The 17,141-nt window shown below is 73.6% G+C and carries 18 protein-coding genes; 3 read left to right on the plus strand and 15 right to left on the minus strand.

Annotated elements, in window-relative coordinates:
• Nucleotides 1-97: 97 nt before the first annotated feature.
• From lysS to E4P39_RS14750, 5 genes are read right to left on the minus strand one after another with little or no spacing between them, the layout of a single operon-like run.
• Nucleotides 98-1,702, minus strand: a complete 1,605-nt coding sequence (gene lysS / locus E4P39_RS14730) for a lysine--tRNA ligase (protein WP_135137328.1) — start codon at nt 1,700-1,702, stop codon at nt 98-100.
• A 12-nt stretch (nt 1,703-1,714) separates the two neighbouring features.
• Nucleotides 1,715-2,533, minus strand: coding sequence for a type III pantothenate kinase (locus tag E4P39_RS14735; RefSeq protein ID WP_135137329.1), 819 nt, complete (start codon nt 2,531-2,533; stop codon nt 1,715-1,717).
• A 32-nt stretch (nt 2,534-2,565) separates the two neighbouring features.
• Nucleotides 2,566-2,985: an aspartate 1-decarboxylase gene (panD, locus tag E4P39_RS14740; protein ID WP_135137330.1), complete on the minus strand. Its 420-nt coding sequence runs from the start codon at nt 2,983-2,985 to the stop codon at nt 2,566-2,568.
• Nucleotides 2,982-3,824: a pantoate--beta-alanine ligase gene (gene panC, locus E4P39_RS14745; RefSeq protein ID WP_135137331.1), complete on the minus strand. Its 843-nt coding sequence runs from the start codon at nt 3,822-3,824 to the stop codon at nt 2,982-2,984. The genes panD and panC overlap by 4 nt, the downstream gene beginning before the upstream one ends.
• An 8-nt stretch (nt 3,825-3,832) precedes the next feature.
• Entirely contained in the window at nt 3,833-4,783 is a 951-nt protein-coding gene (locus E4P39_RS14750) for a DUF2520 domain-containing protein (protein WP_135137332.1), read from the minus strand.
• Nucleotides 4,784-5,090: 307 nt separating this feature from the next.
• On the opposite strand from E4P39_RS14750, the gene E4P39_RS14755 reads away from it, so the two are divergent.
• Nucleotides 5,091-5,831: an SDR family oxidoreductase gene (locus tag E4P39_RS14755; protein ID WP_135137333.1), complete on the plus strand. Its 741-nt coding sequence runs from the start codon at nt 5,091-5,093 to the stop codon at nt 5,829-5,831.
• Nucleotides 5,832-5,834: 3 nt separating this feature from the next.
• Here the strand turns inward: E4P39_RS14755 and E4P39_RS14760 are convergent, their stop codons facing one another.
• Nucleotides 5,835-7,454, minus strand: coding sequence for a DUF6779 domain-containing protein (locus E4P39_RS14760; protein ID WP_135137334.1), 1,620 nt, complete (start codon nt 7,452-7,454; stop codon nt 5,835-5,837).
• Between the two features lie 90 nt (nt 7,455-7,544).
• Between E4P39_RS14760 and E4P39_RS14765 the strand changes: the two genes are divergently transcribed.
• Entirely contained in the window at nt 7,545-8,150 is a 606-nt protein-coding gene (locus E4P39_RS14765; protein ID WP_135137335.1) for a DUF1684 domain-containing protein, read from the plus strand.
• A gap of 42 nt (nt 8,151-8,192) precedes the next feature.
• On the opposite strand, the gene E4P39_RS14770 is transcribed toward E4P39_RS14765, so the two are convergent.
• The 3 genes from E4P39_RS14770 to E4P39_RS14780 all read right to left on the minus strand — a co-directional run bounded on the left by E4P39_RS14770 (nt 8,193) and on the right by E4P39_RS14780 (nt 10,790).
• Nucleotides 8,193-9,191: a glycine betaine ABC transporter substrate-binding protein gene (locus tag E4P39_RS14770; RefSeq protein ID WP_135137336.1), complete on the minus strand. Its 999-nt coding sequence runs from the start codon at nt 9,189-9,191 to the stop codon at nt 8,193-8,195.
• A 151-nt stretch (nt 9,192-9,342) separates the two neighbouring features.
• Entirely contained in the window at nt 9,343-10,077 is a 735-nt protein-coding gene (locus tag E4P39_RS14775) for an ABC transporter permease (RefSeq protein WP_245159846.1), read from the minus strand.
• Nucleotides 10,074-10,790 (minus strand): ABC transporter permease, encoded by a 717-nt coding sequence (locus E4P39_RS14780; protein WP_135137337.1) that lies wholly within the window; start codon nt 10,788-10,790, stop codon nt 10,074-10,076. Before E4P39_RS14780 ends, E4P39_RS14775 begins: the two co-directional genes overlap by 4 nt.
• Nucleotides 10,791-10,807: 17 nt before the next feature.
• Here E4P39_RS14780 and E4P39_RS14785 point away from each other — a divergent pair, with 17 nt between their 5' ends.
• Nucleotides 10,808-12,010 (plus strand): ATP-binding cassette domain-containing protein, encoded by a 1,203-nt coding sequence (locus tag E4P39_RS14785; RefSeq protein ID WP_245159847.1) that lies wholly within the window; start codon nt 10,808-10,810, stop codon nt 12,008-12,010.
• 162 nt (nt 12,011-12,172) lie between these two features.
• Here the strand turns inward: E4P39_RS14785 and E4P39_RS14790 are convergent, their stop codons facing one another.
• The 6 genes from E4P39_RS14790 to ftsH are packed head-to-tail and all read right to left on the minus strand — an operon-like array spanning nt 12,173 to nt 17,014.
• The gene (locus E4P39_RS14790) at nt 12,173-12,685 is read right to left on the minus strand and encodes a DUF3180 domain-containing protein (protein ID WP_135137338.1); all 513 of its coding nucleotides are present in this window, start codon (nt 12,683-12,685) and stop codon (nt 12,173-12,175) included.
• A complete protein-coding gene (gene folK, locus E4P39_RS14795; protein WP_135137339.1) occupies nt 12,682-13,185 on the minus strand; it encodes a 2-amino-4-hydroxy-6-hydroxymethyldihydropteridine diphosphokinase in 504 nt (167 codons plus the stop codon). The genes E4P39_RS14790 and folK overlap by 4 nt, the downstream gene beginning before the upstream one ends.
• Nucleotides 13,182-13,571, minus strand: a complete 390-nt coding sequence (gene folB, locus E4P39_RS14800; RefSeq protein WP_135137340.1) for a dihydroneopterin aldolase — start codon at nt 13,569-13,571, stop codon at nt 13,182-13,184. Before folB ends, folK begins: the two co-directional genes overlap by 4 nt.
• Nucleotides 13,564-14,412, minus strand: coding sequence for a dihydropteroate synthase (gene folP / locus E4P39_RS14805; protein WP_167761880.1), 849 nt, complete (start codon nt 14,410-14,412; stop codon nt 13,564-13,566). The genes folB and folP overlap by 8 nt, the downstream gene beginning before the upstream one ends.
• Nucleotides 14,409-15,023 carry a GTP cyclohydrolase I FolE gene (gene folE, locus E4P39_RS14810; protein ID WP_135137341.1) on the minus strand — a complete coding sequence of 205 codons (615 nt, stop codon included), beginning with the start codon at nt 15,021-15,023 and terminating at the stop codon, nt 14,409-14,411. Before folE ends, folP begins: the two co-directional genes overlap by 4 nt.
• Nucleotides 15,020-17,014 (minus strand): ATP-dependent zinc metalloprotease FtsH, encoded by a 1,995-nt coding sequence (ftsH, locus tag E4P39_RS14815; RefSeq protein ID WP_135137342.1) that lies wholly within the window; start codon nt 17,012-17,014, stop codon nt 15,020-15,022. Before ftsH ends, folE begins: the two co-directional genes overlap by 4 nt.
• Nucleotides 17,015-17,141: the final 127 nt, after the last annotated feature.

Genomic DNA, 17,141 nt, shown 5'->3' on the forward strand with positions numbered 1-17,141 from the left:
CATTACATCACAACGCGGCGCCATTTCGCCAATAGTTCGCGCGAGTCATCCTTGCGAATGAAACGAACCGGACCGGTTCTGTCTCACAGGAAAACGCTCAGGTGATTGGCCTGACCAGCGGGAACAGGATGGTTTCGCGAATTCCGAGACCCGTGAGCGTCATCATGAGCCGGTCCATACCCATACCCATACCGCCGGTCGGTGGCATTCCGTACTCGAGCGCCTCGAGGAAGTCCTCGTCCAGCGCCATCGCCTCCGGATCACCCGCGGCAGCGAGGGCGGCCTGGGCGGTGAAACGTTCCCGCTGGGCGACCGGGTCCACGAGTTCGGAGTACGCGGTGGCCCGCTCGATCCCGCCGATGTAGAGATCCCACTTCTCGGCGAGCCCCGGCTGCGACCGGTGCGCCCGGGTCAGCGGGGAGGTGTCCACCGGATAGTCGACGACGAATGTCGGCGCCTGCAGGGTGTGCTGCACGAGCGCCTCGAAGAGCTCCTCCACGACCTTGCCCGGCCCCCACGCCGGGTCGATGCCGACCTCGTGGCGCGCGGCGATCGTGCGGAGCTCCTCGACGGGCGTCTCGGGAGTGACCTTCTCCCCGACCGCGTCGGAGACGATCCCGTAGAGCGGCACCTGCGGCCACTCCCCCGACAGGTCGACCTCGGTGCCGTCGTGGTGCCGCGCCACGTGCTCGCCGAAGAGCGCGGCACAGCACTCCTGGATCAATTCCCGGGTGAGCGTGGCCATCACCTGGTAGTCGGCATAGGACTGGTAGCACTCGAGCATCGCGAACTCCGGGGAGTGCGAGCTGTCGGCGCCCTCGTTGCGGAAGTTCCGGTTGATCTCGAAGACCCGGTCCAGCCCGCCGACGATGCAGCGCTTGAGAAACAGCTCGGGGGCGATCCGGAGATACAGGTCGAGATCGAACGCGTTCATGTGCGTCCGGAACGGGCGGGCCGTCGCGCCGCCGTGCACGGTCTGCAGCATCGGCGTCTCGACCTCGAGGAAGTCGCGTGCCGCCATTCCCGCCCGCAATGTCGCCATCACGAGCGCCCGCTGGCGCACCGTTCGCCGGGCCTCGTCGCGCACGATGAGGTCGACGTAGCGACGGCGGACCCGCAGCTCCTCGCTCATCGGCTTGTGCGCCACCGGCAGCGGGCGCAGCGCCTTGGCGGTCAGCTGCCACGAGTCCGCGAAGACCGAGAGCTCCCCGCGGCGCGACGTCCCCACCTCGCCGGTGACCAGCACGTGGTCGCCGAGGTCGATGTCGGCCTTCCAGGCGGCCAGGGACTCCTCGCCGACCCGGTCGCGGGAGAGCATCACCTGGAGCTCGGCGTCGCCCTCGCGGAGCGTGGCGAAGCAGAGCTTCCCGGTGTTGCGGAAGAAGATGACCCGGCCCGTGACCCCCGCCTGCCGGCCGGTCATGGTGTCCGGCTCCAGGTCGGGGTGCCCGGCCCGGACGGCGGCCAGGCTCGTGGTCCGCTCGACGGTCACCGGGTACGGGTCGACGCCGGCGGCCCGGAGGCGGTCCAGCTTGGCCCGGCGGACCCGAAGCTGCTCGGGCAGTTCGTCGTCGGGGGACTGTGTCGACGGGGCCGACGGGTCGGACTCCGCGCCCCGGTCCGCTCCTCGCTCCACTCCCAACGGCCTCGCTGCGATGCTCCCGGCGCTGTCGTCGGACGGGCGGGGCGGTTCCTCAGTCATCGGGGCGACAGCCTACGGTGCGACCGGGCGCCGTCCGGCCGGGTGGGGACCGGACTGGTGCCGCTCGAAGGCGAGCCGGAGCCCCTGCGACGTGAGGTCCGGCTCCCGCTCGCCGACCGAGCGGCAGCTGTCGACCACCAGCGGGGCCAGGCCCCCGGTGGCGACCACGACGGGTGCCGCGCCGAACGAGGCGACGATTTCCGCCGCGATCCGGTCGACGAGACCGTCGACCAGGCCGGCGAAACCGAGCACGAGTCCCGACTGCAGCGCGGCGACGGTGTTCTTGCCGATCGCGTGTGCGGGCACGGTGAGCTCGACGGAGCGCAGCTGGGCCGCCCGGGTCGCCAGCGCGTCCAGGCTGACCTCCACCCCCGGTGCCAGCGCACCGCCCAGGAACTGACCGTCGGGCCCGATCGCGTCGACGTTGGTGGAGGTGCCGAAGTCGACGACGACCACCGGCCGTCCCCGGCCGTCGGGCCACCGTCCGAAGAGCTCGTGCGCCGCCAGTGCGGTCACGACCCGGTCGGCGCCGACCTCACGGGGGTTGTCGACGTGCAACGGCACGCCGGTCCGCACACCCGGCCCGATGAGCACCACGGGCACGTCGAGGGAGTCCAGCAGCTCGCGCAGCGCGGGCAGGAGCTTCGGCACCGTCGAGCACGCCGCGACGCCGGTGATCTCGGTGTCGCGGAGCAGCCCACGCCACAGCATCCGCAGCTCGTCGGCGGTGGCCCGCGGCGAGGTGGTGACCCGCCAGCACCCCACCCGCTGATCGCCGTCGAAGGTCGCGAGGACGGTCTGGCTGTTGCCGACGTCGACCGTGAGCAGCACGGCTCAGCCGGCCCGCGGCGGAAGGACCGCCGTCATCGGGCGAGGGTGTCGCCGCGGACCTGCCCCAGCACGCCCGGGGACGGCGCCGCGGGGTCGCTCCCCAGTTCGACGACGCGGTTGGCGCCGTCGACGTGGACCACCTTCGGGATCCAGCTCTTGACTTCGGACTCGTCCATCAGGCCGTAGCTGATCAGGATGACCAGATCGCCGGGGTGCACCAGGTGCGCGGCGGCCCCGTTGATGCCGATGACGCCGCTCCCCCGCTCCCCGGGGATCACGTAGGTCTCCAGGCGGGCGCCGTTGGTGACGTCGACGATCGCCACCTGCTCGCCGGGCAGCAGGTCGGCGGCGTCGAGCAGGTCCTCGTCGACCGTCACGGACCCCACGTAGTGCAGGTCTGCCTGCGTGACCGTGGCGCGGTGGATCTTGGACTTGAGCATGGTGCGCATCATCGGAGGTCCCCCAGCTGTACCGCGACGTTGTCGAGAAGACGGGTCGTACCGGCGCGGGCGGCGACCAGCAGGCGGGCCGGGCCGGCGGACGGGGCCGGACCGAGATCGGGATCGGTGAGCTCGAGGTAGTCCGGCACCAGCTCCGGTTGGGCGGCCAGGACCGCCCACGCCGCCGCGAGGACGGCCTCGGCCCCCCTCGGCCCGGCCTCGGCGCCGGCGCGCAGCGCCCGCGACATAGCCACGGCGGTCGCCCGCTGGTCCGGGGACAGGTAGCGGTTGCGGCTGGACAGGGCCAGGCCGTCGTGCTCGCGGACGGTCGGCACGCCGACCACCTCCACGCCGAGCGCCAGCTCCCGCACCATGGCGCGGAGGAGCGTCAGCTGCTGGTAGTCCTTCTCGCCGAACAGCGCGACGTCCGGGCGCACCAGGCCGAACAGCTTCGCGACGACGGTCAGCACGCCGGCGAAGTGGCCGGGGCGGACGGCCCCCTCGAGCACGTCCCCGAGCGGTCCCGGCTGCACCGTGACGCCGAGAGCGCCCGGGGGGTAGACGTCGTCCACACCGGGGTGGAACACGACGTCGGTGCCCTCCTCGGCCAGGGCGGCGAGGTCGGCGTCCCAGGTACGGGGATAACGGTCGAAGTCCTCACCCGGCCCGAACTGGGTCGGGTTGACGAAGACGGAGACGACCACGGTCGCCGCCCGCTGCTTCGCGGCGCGGACCAGCGTCCGGTGCCCCTCGTGCAGCGCGCCCATCGTCGGCACCAGCGCCACCGGGCCGGAAAGCTGCGGACGCAGCCGCTGGAGGTCGACCGCGGTCTCCGCGACGACCGGTGCCATCACGGCGGTCACCTCGACCCCGCCGGGTCCTGATCCCGGGCAGCGGCGAGGAGGTCGAGGAGCGGTGCGCCCTCGTGCCTCTTCAGCCGGCCGGCGGCAAGGGCACGTTCCGTGGTCCGCTCCGCCATCGCCACGTAGGCGGCGACCGCCTGGGGCGCGCGGTCGGTGAGGGTCTCCAGGTGCTGGCGCACCGTCCCGACGTCCCCCCGGCTGACCGGGCCGGTCAGTCCCCGGTCGCCGCGGCGCAGGCCGTTGTCGAGGGCCGCGGTCAGGAGCGGCGCGAGCACGCGGCCGGGGTCGCCGATCCCCGCCGCCCGCAGCAGGTCGGCGGCCTCGGCGACCAGGGTGACCAGGTGGTTCGCGCCGGTGACCAGGGCGGCGTGGTAGAGCCGCCGGTCGTCCTCGGCCACGAAGAAGGGCTCGCCGCCCATCTCGAGGACCAGCGTCTCGGCGACCGGCCGGTGCTCGTCCCGGCTGGTCACCCCGAACGGTGCGCCGAACAGGCGATCGGCGTCCTCGGGGGCGCCGGAGAAGGTCATCGCCGGATGCAGTGCGAGCGGCAGGACGCCGGCCCGCTCGGCGGGCGCGAGGACGGCGAGGCCGTGCGCGCCGGAGGTGTGGAAGGTGAGCTGCCCCGCCCGCCAGACGCCGGTCTCGGCGAGGCCGGCGACCAGTCCGGACAGGGTGTCGTCGGGAACGGCGAGCACGACCAGGTCGGCGGCGGCGACCACCTCGTCGGCGGGAAGCAGCGGAACGCCGGGCAGCAGGCGCGCGGCGCGCTCGGCGGAGGCGGCGGAGAGGCCCGACGCGGCGACCACGTCGTGACCCGCGGCGGCGAGGGCGGCGCCCAGGACGGCGCCGACACGGCCGGCGCCGATGATGCCCACGCGGAGGCGGGCGGGCGCGGCGGAAGCAGGGGCCAGTCCGGCAGCGCGGACGGGCCTGCGGGGAGCAGGCATCGATGCACCTCTCGTTCCAGTCCCGATCGGGTACCGGACGTCGGTCGCGGTCCACATCGTCGTGGGCCGCAGGGATGGCGCTGTGTCGCGGTGGTGCGGGTCCTGCCTGGCGTCGTCCCGCTGCAACCGGCTGTGTCGCGCGCGTTGATCGCCGATGGCGAGTGTGGAACCCCGATTCGCCCTCCGCAACGTCTGCCGGGTGTGGGGTGGCTCACCCGGGGCGGGCGGAGCCCTGACCAGGGCACGTGCGGGGCCGCTCTACCGTGACCGTCGACGACCGGGACGGCGAGGAGGCAGCGTGGGGACGATGGAGGGACGCACCGCCCTGGTGACCGGCGGCAGCCGGGGCATCGGGCTCGGGATCGCGCGGAGCCTGGTGGACCGCGGCGCCCGTGTGGTCCTCACCGCGCGCAAGGCCGATGCCCTCGCCGAGGCAGTCGACGGACTGGGCGGACCCGACGTGGCGGTCGCCGTTCCCGGGCATGCCGGCGACGCCGGCCACCGGGCGACCGCCGTCCGGACGGCGATCGACACCTTCGGCAGCCTGGACATGCTCGTCGGCAACGTCGGCGTCAACCCCGTCTACGGGCCGCTGACCGAGCTGGATCTGGACGCCTTCCGCAAGATCCTCGACACCAACGTCGTGTCCTCGCTGGGCCTGGTCCAGGAGGCGTGGCGGGCCTGGATGGCCGAGCACGGCGGCTCGGTGCTCTTCGTCGCGTCGGTCGCGGGGCTGCGATCGTCGGAGAACATCGGCGCGTACGGCGTCAGCAAGGCTGCGGTCATCAACCTGACCACGCAGCTGGCCGTGGAGCTGGGCCCCGCGGTGCGGGTCAACGCGGTCGCTCCGGCGGTCGTCAAGACCCGCTTCGCCGGGGCGCTCTACGAGGGCCGCGAGGCGGAGGTCGCCGCGGGCTACCCGGCCGGCCGGCTCGGGGAGCCCCGGGACGTCGGGGAGGCGGCGGCGTACCTGCTCGGCGACGGCGCCGGCTGGGTCACCGGGCAGACGCTGGTGCTCGACGGCGGCCGGCTCTCGGTCGGGCGCTAGCGCTCAGCTCTGGCCGAGCACCCGGGCGAGCACGTCGTCGGGCTCGTCCTCGTCGCGGTAGCGGCGCCGACGACGACCGCCGGAGCTCGGCGTGACGCCGTTCTCCGCCAGGATCTCGGCCAGCCGGTTGCCCTCCCCCGACCCCGGGGCGGTGGCGGGTTCCTGGTCGCGCACCGCGACGCGGTAGCCACCGCGGTCGTCGATCCGGACGGACGGCGGCCCCGGCGCGACGGCCGGACGGTACGCCGTCCGCGGCTCGGCGGGGACTTCGGCCACCGGGAGCACGTCGTCGGCCCGCCGCCGCAGCGGGGGCACCTCCGGGCGGGACGGCGTCGGCGCCGGACCGTCGAGGAGCGACCGGGCGGCCAGCCAGTCGAGCGGGGACGGCGGGGCCACCGGTGGCGGAACCGGTGGGAGCTCGGCGCGGGAGCGCCGTCCCTCCTGGACCGCGGGAACGGGCGGCGACGCCGGGCCGGGGGCTTGCCACATCGGCGGCGACGGCGACGCGGGCGGGGGTGGAGTCGCGGGAGGTGCCGCCACGGGAGCCGGCGGACGGGCGATCGACGCCGGCGCGATCGCCGACATCGTCGTCGGCGGCGGGCCGGTGGGCTCGTCCGCGACGTGCGCCTCCGGGAGGAATCCGGCCTCGGTCGACGGTGCGGCCGGCCAGACGCTGGTCCCGGCGGCGGGCGACCACTCGCCGGTGGCCGGGGTGTGCCGCGTCGGGAGCGGAGCGTCCCAGGGCCGGGGCTCGACGGCGGACACCTGCCAGGACGTGCGGCCGTCCGCGGAACCAGGGACCGGCGGCCGGCTACCGGACCGCTCGACCCGGACCTGCTCGAAGTGCTGCGTCTCGCGTGGCTCGTCCAACCGGATCGCCGGCCAGCCGCCGGTGAGCTCCCGCGGGGGGACGTCGTCGGCCCAGCCGCTGCCGTCGAGGGCGCGACCCTGTCCGCTGTCCGTCCGCCCCGGCTCCGCGGGCAGCCGGCTGGCCTGGGTGCGCATGACGATCCGTTCGACGAGCATCTCGCTCGACAACTGCTCGGTGAGCTCCGCGCGGAGCCTGCCCATGTCCGCGCGCAGGTCGCCCAGCTGGCCGAGCTCCTGCCGCAGGGACATCAGCGCGGCGACGTCGTCCCGGAGAGCCGCGACGCGGGCCACGTCGTCACGCAGGCCGGAGAGCGCGGCGAGATCACCGCGCAGCTCGGACACCCGTGCCACCTCGTCGCGCAGGCTCGACAGCTCGGCGATGTCACCGCGCAGCGCGTCGAGCTCGTACCGCATCGATTCCTCGGCCTCGCGGCGCAGTTCGTGCTCGAGCTCGAGCTCGTACTCGCGCCGGGCGGCCACCTCCCGGTCCAGCTCGGCCTCGTACGCCCGGCGCAGCTCCGCCTCGCGGGCCGAGGCGGCCACCCGGTCGGTGTCGCGCCGGCCGGCGGCGAAGGTCGCCAGGACGAACGCCCAGGCCACGGCCACGACGGCCACCCGCAGGTACTGGGGGTTGTCGGTGAGGAAGACGGCGAGGGTCGCCACGGCCGCGAGGGCGAAGCCCCCGGCGACGATCAGGGTGCGCGAGCGAGGGGCGCCGACGCGAGGGGCGATGTCGTCCTCGCGCGGGGGCATGACACCCAGCGTAGCGGCGTCAGGGGCTCACGCACGGTCAGGAAGGGCGTTGCGGCACGGCCGTCGTGCGCCGGCTGCCACAGTGGTGCCATGTCGCTCACCCTGCTCGACTGGCGCCGGCGGACGAGTGCCCTCTTCGCCGCGGCTCGGGCCGCCGCCGACCCCGAGGCGGGCTGGCGGACCTGGCGGGACGGCCGGGACGAGCTCTTCGCGACCCATCCCGACTCACCGCTGGACGACGCGGCCCGCGCGGCGTTCGCGGGGCTCCCGTTCGCGGACTACGACCCGGCCCTCCGCTTCGAGCCGGCGCTCGGACCAGCCGCCCCGCAGCGGCTGGAACTGCCGACGGCGGCCGACGGCGTCGTCCCGCTGGACCGGATCGGGACCGTCTCCCTCGGAGAGCTGGGCGACATCGACGTCTGGTGGCTGGGCGGCTACGGGGGCGGGGTCTTCCTGCCGCTGCGCGACGGCACCGCCGGTGCGACGACGTACGGGGGCGGGCGATACCTGCTGGACACGGTCAAGGGCGCCGACCTCGGCGGGGACGGCGAGCGGCTGGTGGTCGACCTCAACTTCGCCTACCACCCGTCGTGCACCTACGACCCGCGCTGGTCGTGCCCGCTGGCCCCGGAGGGCAACCGGCTCACCGCCCCGGTCCCCGCCGGCGAGCAGCTCCCGGCCGGCGGCTGGTACTGAGCGGGGGCCACCCCTCCCAGGGGGAAGGGCGGCCCTGCCGACTCAGTTCTGGGCGAGCGCGGCGTCGGAGCTGAAGACCAGCCCGATCGAGACCTCGCCCTGCTGGATCGCCGCCTTGGTCAGCGGACCGCCGGCATCCAGCTCACGGAAGCTCTCGAACTCCATGCCGTAGGCCTCCTCGAGACCGAGCTGGCAGAACGGCCGCGTCGGGCACTCCGGCGGTCCGCCCAGGACCAGCGAACCGTCGCCGCAGGCCTCGGCCAGCTCCGACAGCGTGGCCACGCCCAGCTCGTCGGCGAACGCCTGGGTGACGGCGAACGCGTTCTGGTCCGCCGCTTCCGACGGCTCGCCGAACGCCAGGCCCGCCGCCGTGGCCAGTGGCTCGAGGGCCGCGAGGGTCTCGTCGACGTCCCCGCTGGCGACCGGGTTCGCGTCGTCGGCCTCGATGAACTCGGTGACCGTGGCGAGGTACTCGGGGACGACCTGGATCTGCTGGCCGGCCTTCAGCGCCTCCAGGTACAGGTTCCGGCTGCCGGCCTCGGTGACGGTGGCGGTGAATCCGGCGGCGTTGAGCACGCCGGCGTAGATGTTGGCCAGGATCACGTTCTCGCTGAAGTCGGCCGCGCCCACGACGATCGGGCCGCTGCCCTGCTCGAGGCCCTCGGTGACCCCGTTCTCCTCGACCCACGCCGCGGCGACGTCCTCGGCGCTCTGCCGCTCCAGGTCGACGGCGGCGTTGAGTCCGATCAGCTCCTCGGTGGTGAGTGCTGCCGAGACGGCGTTCAGCGCGGGCAGGAGGGCCGGCTGGGCCTCCGCGGTGGCGGCGTGGACGGCCGGGATGATGTTGTCGGCGTTCTGCAGGCCCTGGTCGTCCTCGAGGACGACGAGCTGCTCACCCTCGACCGGTGCGCACGCCGCACCCGACGCGGCGGCGTCGGTCTCCTCGCCGCCGCCGGTGCCCGAGGAGCCGGACTCCCCGCAGGCCGTGGTCACGGCGAGCGCCAGGACGAGTGGTGCGATGAACCGGATGCGTGCGCGCATGTCTGGACGCCCCGCCTTCTGTGTCCCGTGGTGGCCCCGGGCCACCACGCGTGTCTGGCGGGAGGATTCCCGCGTCGGTCATGGAACCCCCTCCGTTGCACGCAATGCAATGCGGGGGGCGTCCGTTACCGATTCGTAAGCACCGCGCCGGTCACAGCGGCACCCCGCTGGCCGTGGGCTCGGCGCTCGCGGCGAGGACGGGCCGTTTCGCCGACGTCCACGGGAAGCGCTTCGGACCCGGGGTCGCCACCCACGACAGCAGCACCAGCAGCAGTTCCGTGAGCACCGCGAGGACGGCGATCAGGAGTGCCCCGGCGATGATCAGCCCGTAGTCCTGCTGGCCGAAGCCGAGCCGGACCAGCCGGCCGAGGCCTCCCCCACCGACCAGCGCCGCGAGACTGGCCGTGGCCACGACCTGGACCGTCGCCGTGCGCAGCCCGGTCATGATCAGCGGGAGGGCCAGCGGCAGATCGACCCGGCGGGTGACCTCGCCGCTGCTCATCCCCATCCCCCGGGCGGCCTCGCGCACGTCGGCGTCGACGCCACGAACCCCGACATAGGTGTTGGCGAGGATCGGCGGGATCGCGAAGACCGCCAGGGCGATCGTGGTGGCCCGGTTGCCGAAGCCGATCGGGCTGACGGCGAACAGCGTGAGCAGCGCCAGGGTGGGCACGGCCCGGCTGACGTTGGAGACCACCACGACCGCCCCGCCGCCGCGACCGGACGTGCCGAGCGCGACGGCGATGGGGAACGCGATGACGAAGGCGGCCAGGACGGCGACGGCGGAGATCGTCAGGTGCTCGCCGAGCAGCTCGAGGATCCCGTCGCGGCGGGTCCAGTTGAACGGGTCGTTGAGGTAGACCATCGCCTCGCCGAAGGCGCTCACGGTCGGACCGCCCGCGCCCAGGGCGTGACCAGCCGCTCGGCGCCGGCAAGCAGCACGTCGGCGAGGAGGGCCAGCAGCACGCAGCCGACCGAGCCGGTGACGATCTCCGCCCGGTAGAAGTTCGCGTTGAACCCGCCGTAGATCAGCTGCCCCAGGCCGCCGTGCCCGACGAGCACGCCCACCGTGACCAGGGCGACGGTCGAGACGGTGGCGATCCGCAGGCCGGTCATGAAGGCGGGGAGGGCCAGCGGCAGGTCGATCTGCCAGAACAGCCGGACCGGGCCGTAGCCCATGCCGCGGGCGGCCTCGCGGACGTCGGCCGGAACCCCCTGCAGCCCGGTGAGGAAGTTGCGCACCAGGATGACCAGCGAGTACGCGACCAGGCCGATGAGCACCGTGGTCGCCGACAGCCCGGTGAACGGGAAGATGAAGGCGAACATGGCCAGCGACGGGATCGTGTAGACGATCGTGGACACCGCCAGCACGGGCCCCGCGACGACGCGGTTGCGCCGGGCCAGCAACGCCAGGGGCAGCGCGATCAGCGCGCCGAGGACCACCGCGCCCAGGGTGAGCCGGATGTGCTCGCCCAGGTACCGCAGAATGGTGTCCCAGTTCTCGGTCACGTAGGAAGGATCGATCCAGGGGTTCGGCGCCTCGTCCACCGCGAGCACCGCGCCACCGGCCTCCGCCGCAGCGCTCACCACCGGGCGCATCCCAGAAGGGTCACCCCGTGGACGCTACTGCGCAGCCTCCCCATCGGCCGGACACGGACGACGGGACCGGTGGTGCGGCCGCCGAGATCCGGCTGGAGGGGGTCAGCAAGGTCTACGCCGACGGCACCGTGGGCGTCGCCGAACTGGACCTGACCTTCGCCGCCGGCGAACTCACCGTGCTGGTCGGCCCCTCGGGGTGCGGCAAGACGACCACGATGAAGATGATCAACCGCATCATCGAGCCGACGACCGGGCGCATCCTGCTCGACGGCGTGGACGTCACCCGCGCCGATCCCGACAAGCTCCGGCGCCGGATCGGCTACGTCATTCAGAGCGTCGGGCTCTTTCCGCACCAGAGCGTGCGGACCAACGTGGGCACCGTCCCGCGGCTCCTCGGCTGGGACAGGACGAGGATCCGCGACCGCGTCGACGAGCTGCTCGGCATCGTCGGCCTCGACCCCGCCGTCCACGGCGACCGGTACCCCGCCCAGCTCTCCGGCGGTCAGCGCCAGCGTGCCGGGGTGGCGCGGGCGCTGGCCGCCGATCCTCCGGTCCTGCTGATGGACGAGCCGTTCTCCGCCGTCGACCCGGTCGTGCGCGAGCGGCTCCAGTCGGAGTTCCTGCGGCTGCAGGCGACCGTGCGCAAGACGATCGTCTTCGTCACCCACGACATCGAGGAAGCGGTGCGCATCGGCGACCGGATCGCCGTCATGAGCAGCGGCGGGAAGGTCGAGCAGTTCGCCACCCCGGCCGAGCTGCTGGGGAAGCCGGCCAACGCCTTCGTCGCCGACTTCGTGGGCGCCGACCGGGGGCTCAAGCGGCTCGCGGTGACCGGCATCGATCCCGCCGATCTCGAGCGGCCACCGTTCGTCCACGTGGCCGACGGCCTGGCCGACGCGCGCGCGGCGATGGAACGGGTCGGCGCACGCTGGGCCGTCGTCCTCGACGACTCCGGGAACCTGCACGGCTGGCTCTCCGCCGAGCGCGCCACCGGCGCGGGCACGGTCGGGTCGGCCGGGCACCGCATGGAGGCCTGGGTGCCGGCCGACGCCACGCTCAAGACGGCGTTCGCGACGATGCTGCAGCACGAGGCGGGCTGGGTGGCGGTGCTGGACGGCGACCGCTTCCTCGGCGTCCTCACCCCGGAATCCCTGCACGCTGCGCTGCGCCGCTCCGTGGAGGGGTCGGTCCCGGAGGTCGCGGGCGCAGCCCACGGCTGATACGACCACGTCGTCGTGGACTCGGCGCGGGGGCCGGAGGCCTCCCGCCGAGGACATGGGCAGCGGCTCAGCGGCGCAGGAGACGGCTCGTGGCCGCGGTGCGGTCCGGAGGAACGCAGTGTCACAGCGGTGTCGTCCGGAGGACGACAGGATGCAGAGCCGCTACGCGCTGACGCCCTCGGTGGGGTCGCGGTCCTCCGGCGGGACCCGGCAGGCGGACTCCAGCGCGAGCGCCGCGGCCACCAGGCCCAGGGCGCAGGCGATCCCGATCACCGCGGTTCCCGTGTCGCCGCCGGCCTCCTGCAGCCGGCCGACCGCGGGACCCACGTACGCGAGCACGCCCGCCCAGACCCCCGCGAATCCGGCACCGACCCAGGCGCTGGCCTGGGCCAGCACCGCCAGGCGGGCCACGAGCATGGGTTCGAGGGGCCGCACGGACCCGGTCGTCGCCCTGGCCGCGGTGCCGCGCGACGCCCGGAGCGCCCGGATCGCCGCGAGCCGCGTGCGGACGGTGCGCGCCGACAGGGCTTCGCCGACGGCGAGCACCGCCAAGGGTGCGGGCAGCCACCAGTCCAGCGGCGGCAGCTCGCCGTAGAAGGCCCGGACGAGGAGCCACGAGGCCACGGCCAGACCGACGGCGAGGACGGCGAGATCACGCCGGCCGACCGGGTTCAATGGAGATGCTCCCAGCGCGTGACGGCGGCGACGTCCTCGGGTGGCAGGGCGGCGACCAGGTCGGCGACCCTGCCGTGGCCGGGGAGAGCCGCGCCGGGGTCCAGGGTCAGCCAGGGGACCAGCACGAAGGCCCGCTCGTGCGCGCGCGGGTGCGGCAGGGTCAGCTCCGGGTCGTCGGACAGCACCGGCGCGCCGTCGTCCCCGATGACCGTGACGACGTCGACGTCGAGGGTGCGCGGGCCGAAGCGGACGTCCCGGGTGCGTCCGGCGGCCTGCTCGAGCTCGTGCGCGCGGGCCCGCCAGCCGACGGCATCGCGCGGGCCGCGGACGATCGCGACCGCGTTGAGGTACGGCGGCTGCTCCACCGGCCCCCACGGTGGGGTCTCGTAGAGGGTGGAGCGGGCGACGAGGCCGTCGCCCGCGAGGGCGGCCAGTGCGGTGCGCAGTGCACCCGCGCGGTCACCCAGGTTGGCGCCCAGCGAGAGGACCGCACGCGTCACCGGCGACGCTCCCGCCGGATGGTCACCGTGACGTCGTCGAACGGGACACCGAGGTCGGCCTCGGGCTTGTGCACGGTGATCTCGACCGCGTCGACGAGCTCGTAGGCCAGGCAGACGTCGGCGAGCCGCTGGGCGAGCGTCTCGAGCAGGTCCACCGGCTCCCCGGCGAGAACCGAGTACAGCCGCTGGGACAGCTCGGCGTAGTTGACCGTCCGCTGCAGGTCGTCGGTGTCGGCCGCCGGCCGGGTGTCGACCTCCAGGACCGCGTCGCAGGAGAAGGACTGCCCCTGCCGGCGCTCGGAGGCGTAGACCCCGTGGTGGCCGTAGGCACGGAGCCCCCGGACGGCGATGCGGTCCCGGGCGGGGTGGGCGGATGGCTCAGCCACGGCGCGCCCCTCGGGCGGCCCGCACGGCCTCGACCGTGCGGACGGCGTCCACGGAGGCGGCGGCGTCGTGCACCCGGACGCCCCACACCCCGGCCTCGGCCGCCAGGACCGTGGTGGCCAGCGACGCGGCGTCGCGCCCCTCGGCCGGGCGCACCTTGCCGTCGGCGTCGGCGAGCAGCCGGCCGAGGAAGGTCTTCCGCGAGGCACCCAGCAGGATCGGCAGGCCGAGCCCCACCAGCCGGTCCAGGCCGCCGAGCAGCGCCCAGTTGTGGTCGGCGTTCTTGGCGAACCCGAGCCCCGGGTCGAGGACCAGCTGCTCCGGGGGAACCCCGGCAGCGACGACGTCCTCCACCCGGGCGGTGAGCTCGGCGCAGACCTCGGTGACGACGTCGCCGTACCGGGCAGCCGCGTACATCTCGCGACTGTGCCCGCGCCAGTGCATCAGCACCCAGGGGACGCCGGCGTCGGCCACCAGCGTCGCCATCCCGGCGTCGGCCAGGCCCCCGCTGACGTCGTTGACCAGGCTCGCGCCGGCCGCGATCGCCGTCTCGGCGACCTCGGCGCGGGTCGTGTCCACACTCGTGCGCACCCCAGCCGAGGACAGCTCCCGGATGACCGGGAGGATCCGGCGGCACTCCTCGGCGGCGTCGACGCGGTCGGCACCGGGCCGGGTCGACTCGCCGCCCACGTCGACGTAGTCGGCACCGGCGGCGTGCATCTCCAGCCCGTGCGCGATCGCCGACTCAGCGTCCGCGAAGCAGCCGCCGTCGGAGAACGAGTCCGGCGTGACGTTCAGGACCCCCATCACCACGCACCGCCCCGGGCGCGGCACGGTGATCATCGGCCCAGGATGAGGCTCATCGCCTCGGCGCGCGTCGGCGCGTTGTCCCGGAAGATCCCGCGGACCGCCGACGTCACCGTCGTCGCCCCGGGCTTGCGGATCCCCCGCATGGCCATGCACAGGTGCTCGGCCTCGATGACGACGAGCACGCCCCGCGGCTTGAGGACGTCGGCCAGCGCGTCGGCGATCTGGCTGGTCATGCGCTCCTGCACCTGGGGACGCCGGGCGTAGACCTCCACCAGCCGGGCCAGCTTGGACAGCCCGGTGACCCGGCCGTCCTCGCCCGGGATGTAGCCGATGTGCGCGACCCCGTGGAAGGGCACGAGGTGGTGCTCGCAGGTCGAGTACATCGGGATGTCCTTGACCAGGACCAGCTCGTCGTGGTCCTCGTCGAACGTCGTCGCGAGGATCTCGTACGGGTCCTGCCCGAGCCCGGCGAAGGTCTCCGCGTACGCCCGCGCCACGCGGGCCGGGGTGTCCTGCAGGCCGGGCCGGTCGGGGTCCTCCCCCACCGCGAGGAGCAGCTCCCGCACCGCGGCGGCCGCCCGGTCGAGGTCGACCGTGCCGGGCTCGACGCCGCGCCCCAGCGGCTCTGCCGGGACGTTCCTCATCGGGGAGCCGGCGCCCCGACGTCCCCGACCGGGGTGGACCCACCGTGGGCGTGCGCGCCGCCGCCGTTCTGCGCGGCCCGCTCCGCCGGGGTGAGCACGGGCGGCTCGTCCGAGGGCGTCCGCTTGCCGAACCCATTGTAGGGCGCGAGGGAGGGCCGCTTGGCGACCGGTGCGCAGATGCGCGCCATGTCGTCCTTGGAGAGCGTCTCCTTCTCCATCAGCTCGAGCACGAGCTGGTCGAGGACCGGCCGGTACTCGACCAGGATCTCCCACGCCTCGTCGTGGGCGGCCTCGATCAGCGCGCGCACCTCGCTGTCGATGTCGGCGGCCACCGCCTCCGAGTAGTCCGGGCGGGAGCCCATGTCGCGGCCCAGGAACGGCTCGGCGTCGTCCCGCCCGTACTTCACGGCACCGAGCTTGGCGCTCATGCCGTACTGCGTGACCATCGCCTTGGCCATCGAGGTGGCCTTCTCGATGTCGTTGCCGGCACCCGTGGTCGGCTCGTGGAAGACCAGCTCCTCGGCCGCGCGCCCGCCGAGGGCGTAGGCGAGGGTGTCGATCATCTCCGAGCGCGTCTGGGTGTACTTGTCCTCGGTCGGCAGGACCAGCGTGTGCCCCAGGGAGCGGCCGCGCGGCAGGATCGTCACCTTGTGCACAGGGTCCAGGTTGGGCAGCGCGTGCGCGACGAGCGCGTGGCCGCCCTCGTGGTAGGCGGTGACCTTCTTCTCCTTCTCGCTCATCGCCCGGGTCTTGCGCTCCGGGCCGGCGATGACGCGGTCGATCGCCTCCTCGAGGGTGGCGTCGTCGATCAGGGAGCGGTTGTGCCGGGCGGTGAGCAGCGCCGCCTCGTTGAGCACGTTGGCCAGGTCCGCGCCGGTGAACCCGGGCGTCCGGCGGGCCATCGTCTCGAGGTCGACGTCGGGCGCGAGCGGCTTGCCCTTGGCATGCACCGACAGGATCGCCTTGCGGCCCATCAGGTCGGGCCGGTCGACGGCGATCTGCCGGTCGAACCGCCCGGGGCGCAGCAGCGCCGGGTCGAGGATGTCCGGCCGGTTGGTGGCGGCGATGAGGATGACGCCGCCCTTGACGTCGAAGCCGTCCATCTCGACGAGCATCTGGTTGAGCGTCTGCTCGCGCTCGTCGTGGCCGCCGCCCATGCCGGCGCCGCGGTGCCGGCCGACGGCGTCGATCTCGTCGATGAAGATGATCGCGGGCGCGTTGTTCTTGGCCTGCTCGAACAGGTCACGGACGCGGCTGGCGCCGACACCGACGAACATCTCGACGAAGTCCGAGCCCGAGATCGAGAAGAACGGCACACCGGCCTCGCCGGCCACCGCGCGGGCGAGGAGGGTCTTGCCGGTCCCGGGCGGACCGAAGAGCAGCACGCCCTTGGGGATCTTGGCGCCGACCGCCTGGAACTTCACCGGGTTCTGCAGGAAGTCCTTGATCTCGTAGAGCTCCTCGACGGCCTCGTCCGCCCCGGCGACGTCGGCGAAGGTCGTCTTCGGCGTGTCCTTGCTGACCGCCTTCGCCTTCGACTTGCCGAAGGCCATGACCCCGCGACCACCGCCCTGCATGGAGTTGAAGAGCCAGAAGAGCAGCAGCAGGAGGATCACGAACGGCAGGAAGCTGATCAGGATGCTGACGAGCAGGCTCTGCTGCGTCACGTTCGTGTCGAAGTCGACGCCCCCGCCGTTCTCGCCGGTCCCGGCCACGAGGTCGAAGACGTCGTCCGACGCGCCGAGCGGGTAGGACGCGGTGATCTGGTTGCTGCCGTCGACCTCGTTGTCCAGCTCGAGGTCGAGCGTCTGTTCCTTGTCGTTGATCGTCGCGGACTCGACGTTGCCCTGCTCGAACTGCTCGAGCGCCGTGGAGGTGGAGACCTCCTGATGGGCACCGCTGCCGCTGAAGAAGGTGGAGGAGACGAGGGCAACCAGGACGAAGAGCGCGACCCAGAACCACACGGAGCGGAAGATCTTCTTACGTTCCATACACCGATGCCGGGCGCCGGGAGACCGGCCTGCCCGTCGACCCTCCTGATCGTTCGGGGACACCGCCTGCACCCGGGCAGGAACCCCGGCGCTGGGGGCAGCGTCGTCGTGATCGACGGTACACCGG

The organism is Blastococcus sp. CT_GayMR19, from assembly GCF_004570385.1.
GTDB lineage: Bacteria > Actinomycetota > Actinomycetes > Mycobacteriales > Geodermatophilaceae > Blastococcus_B.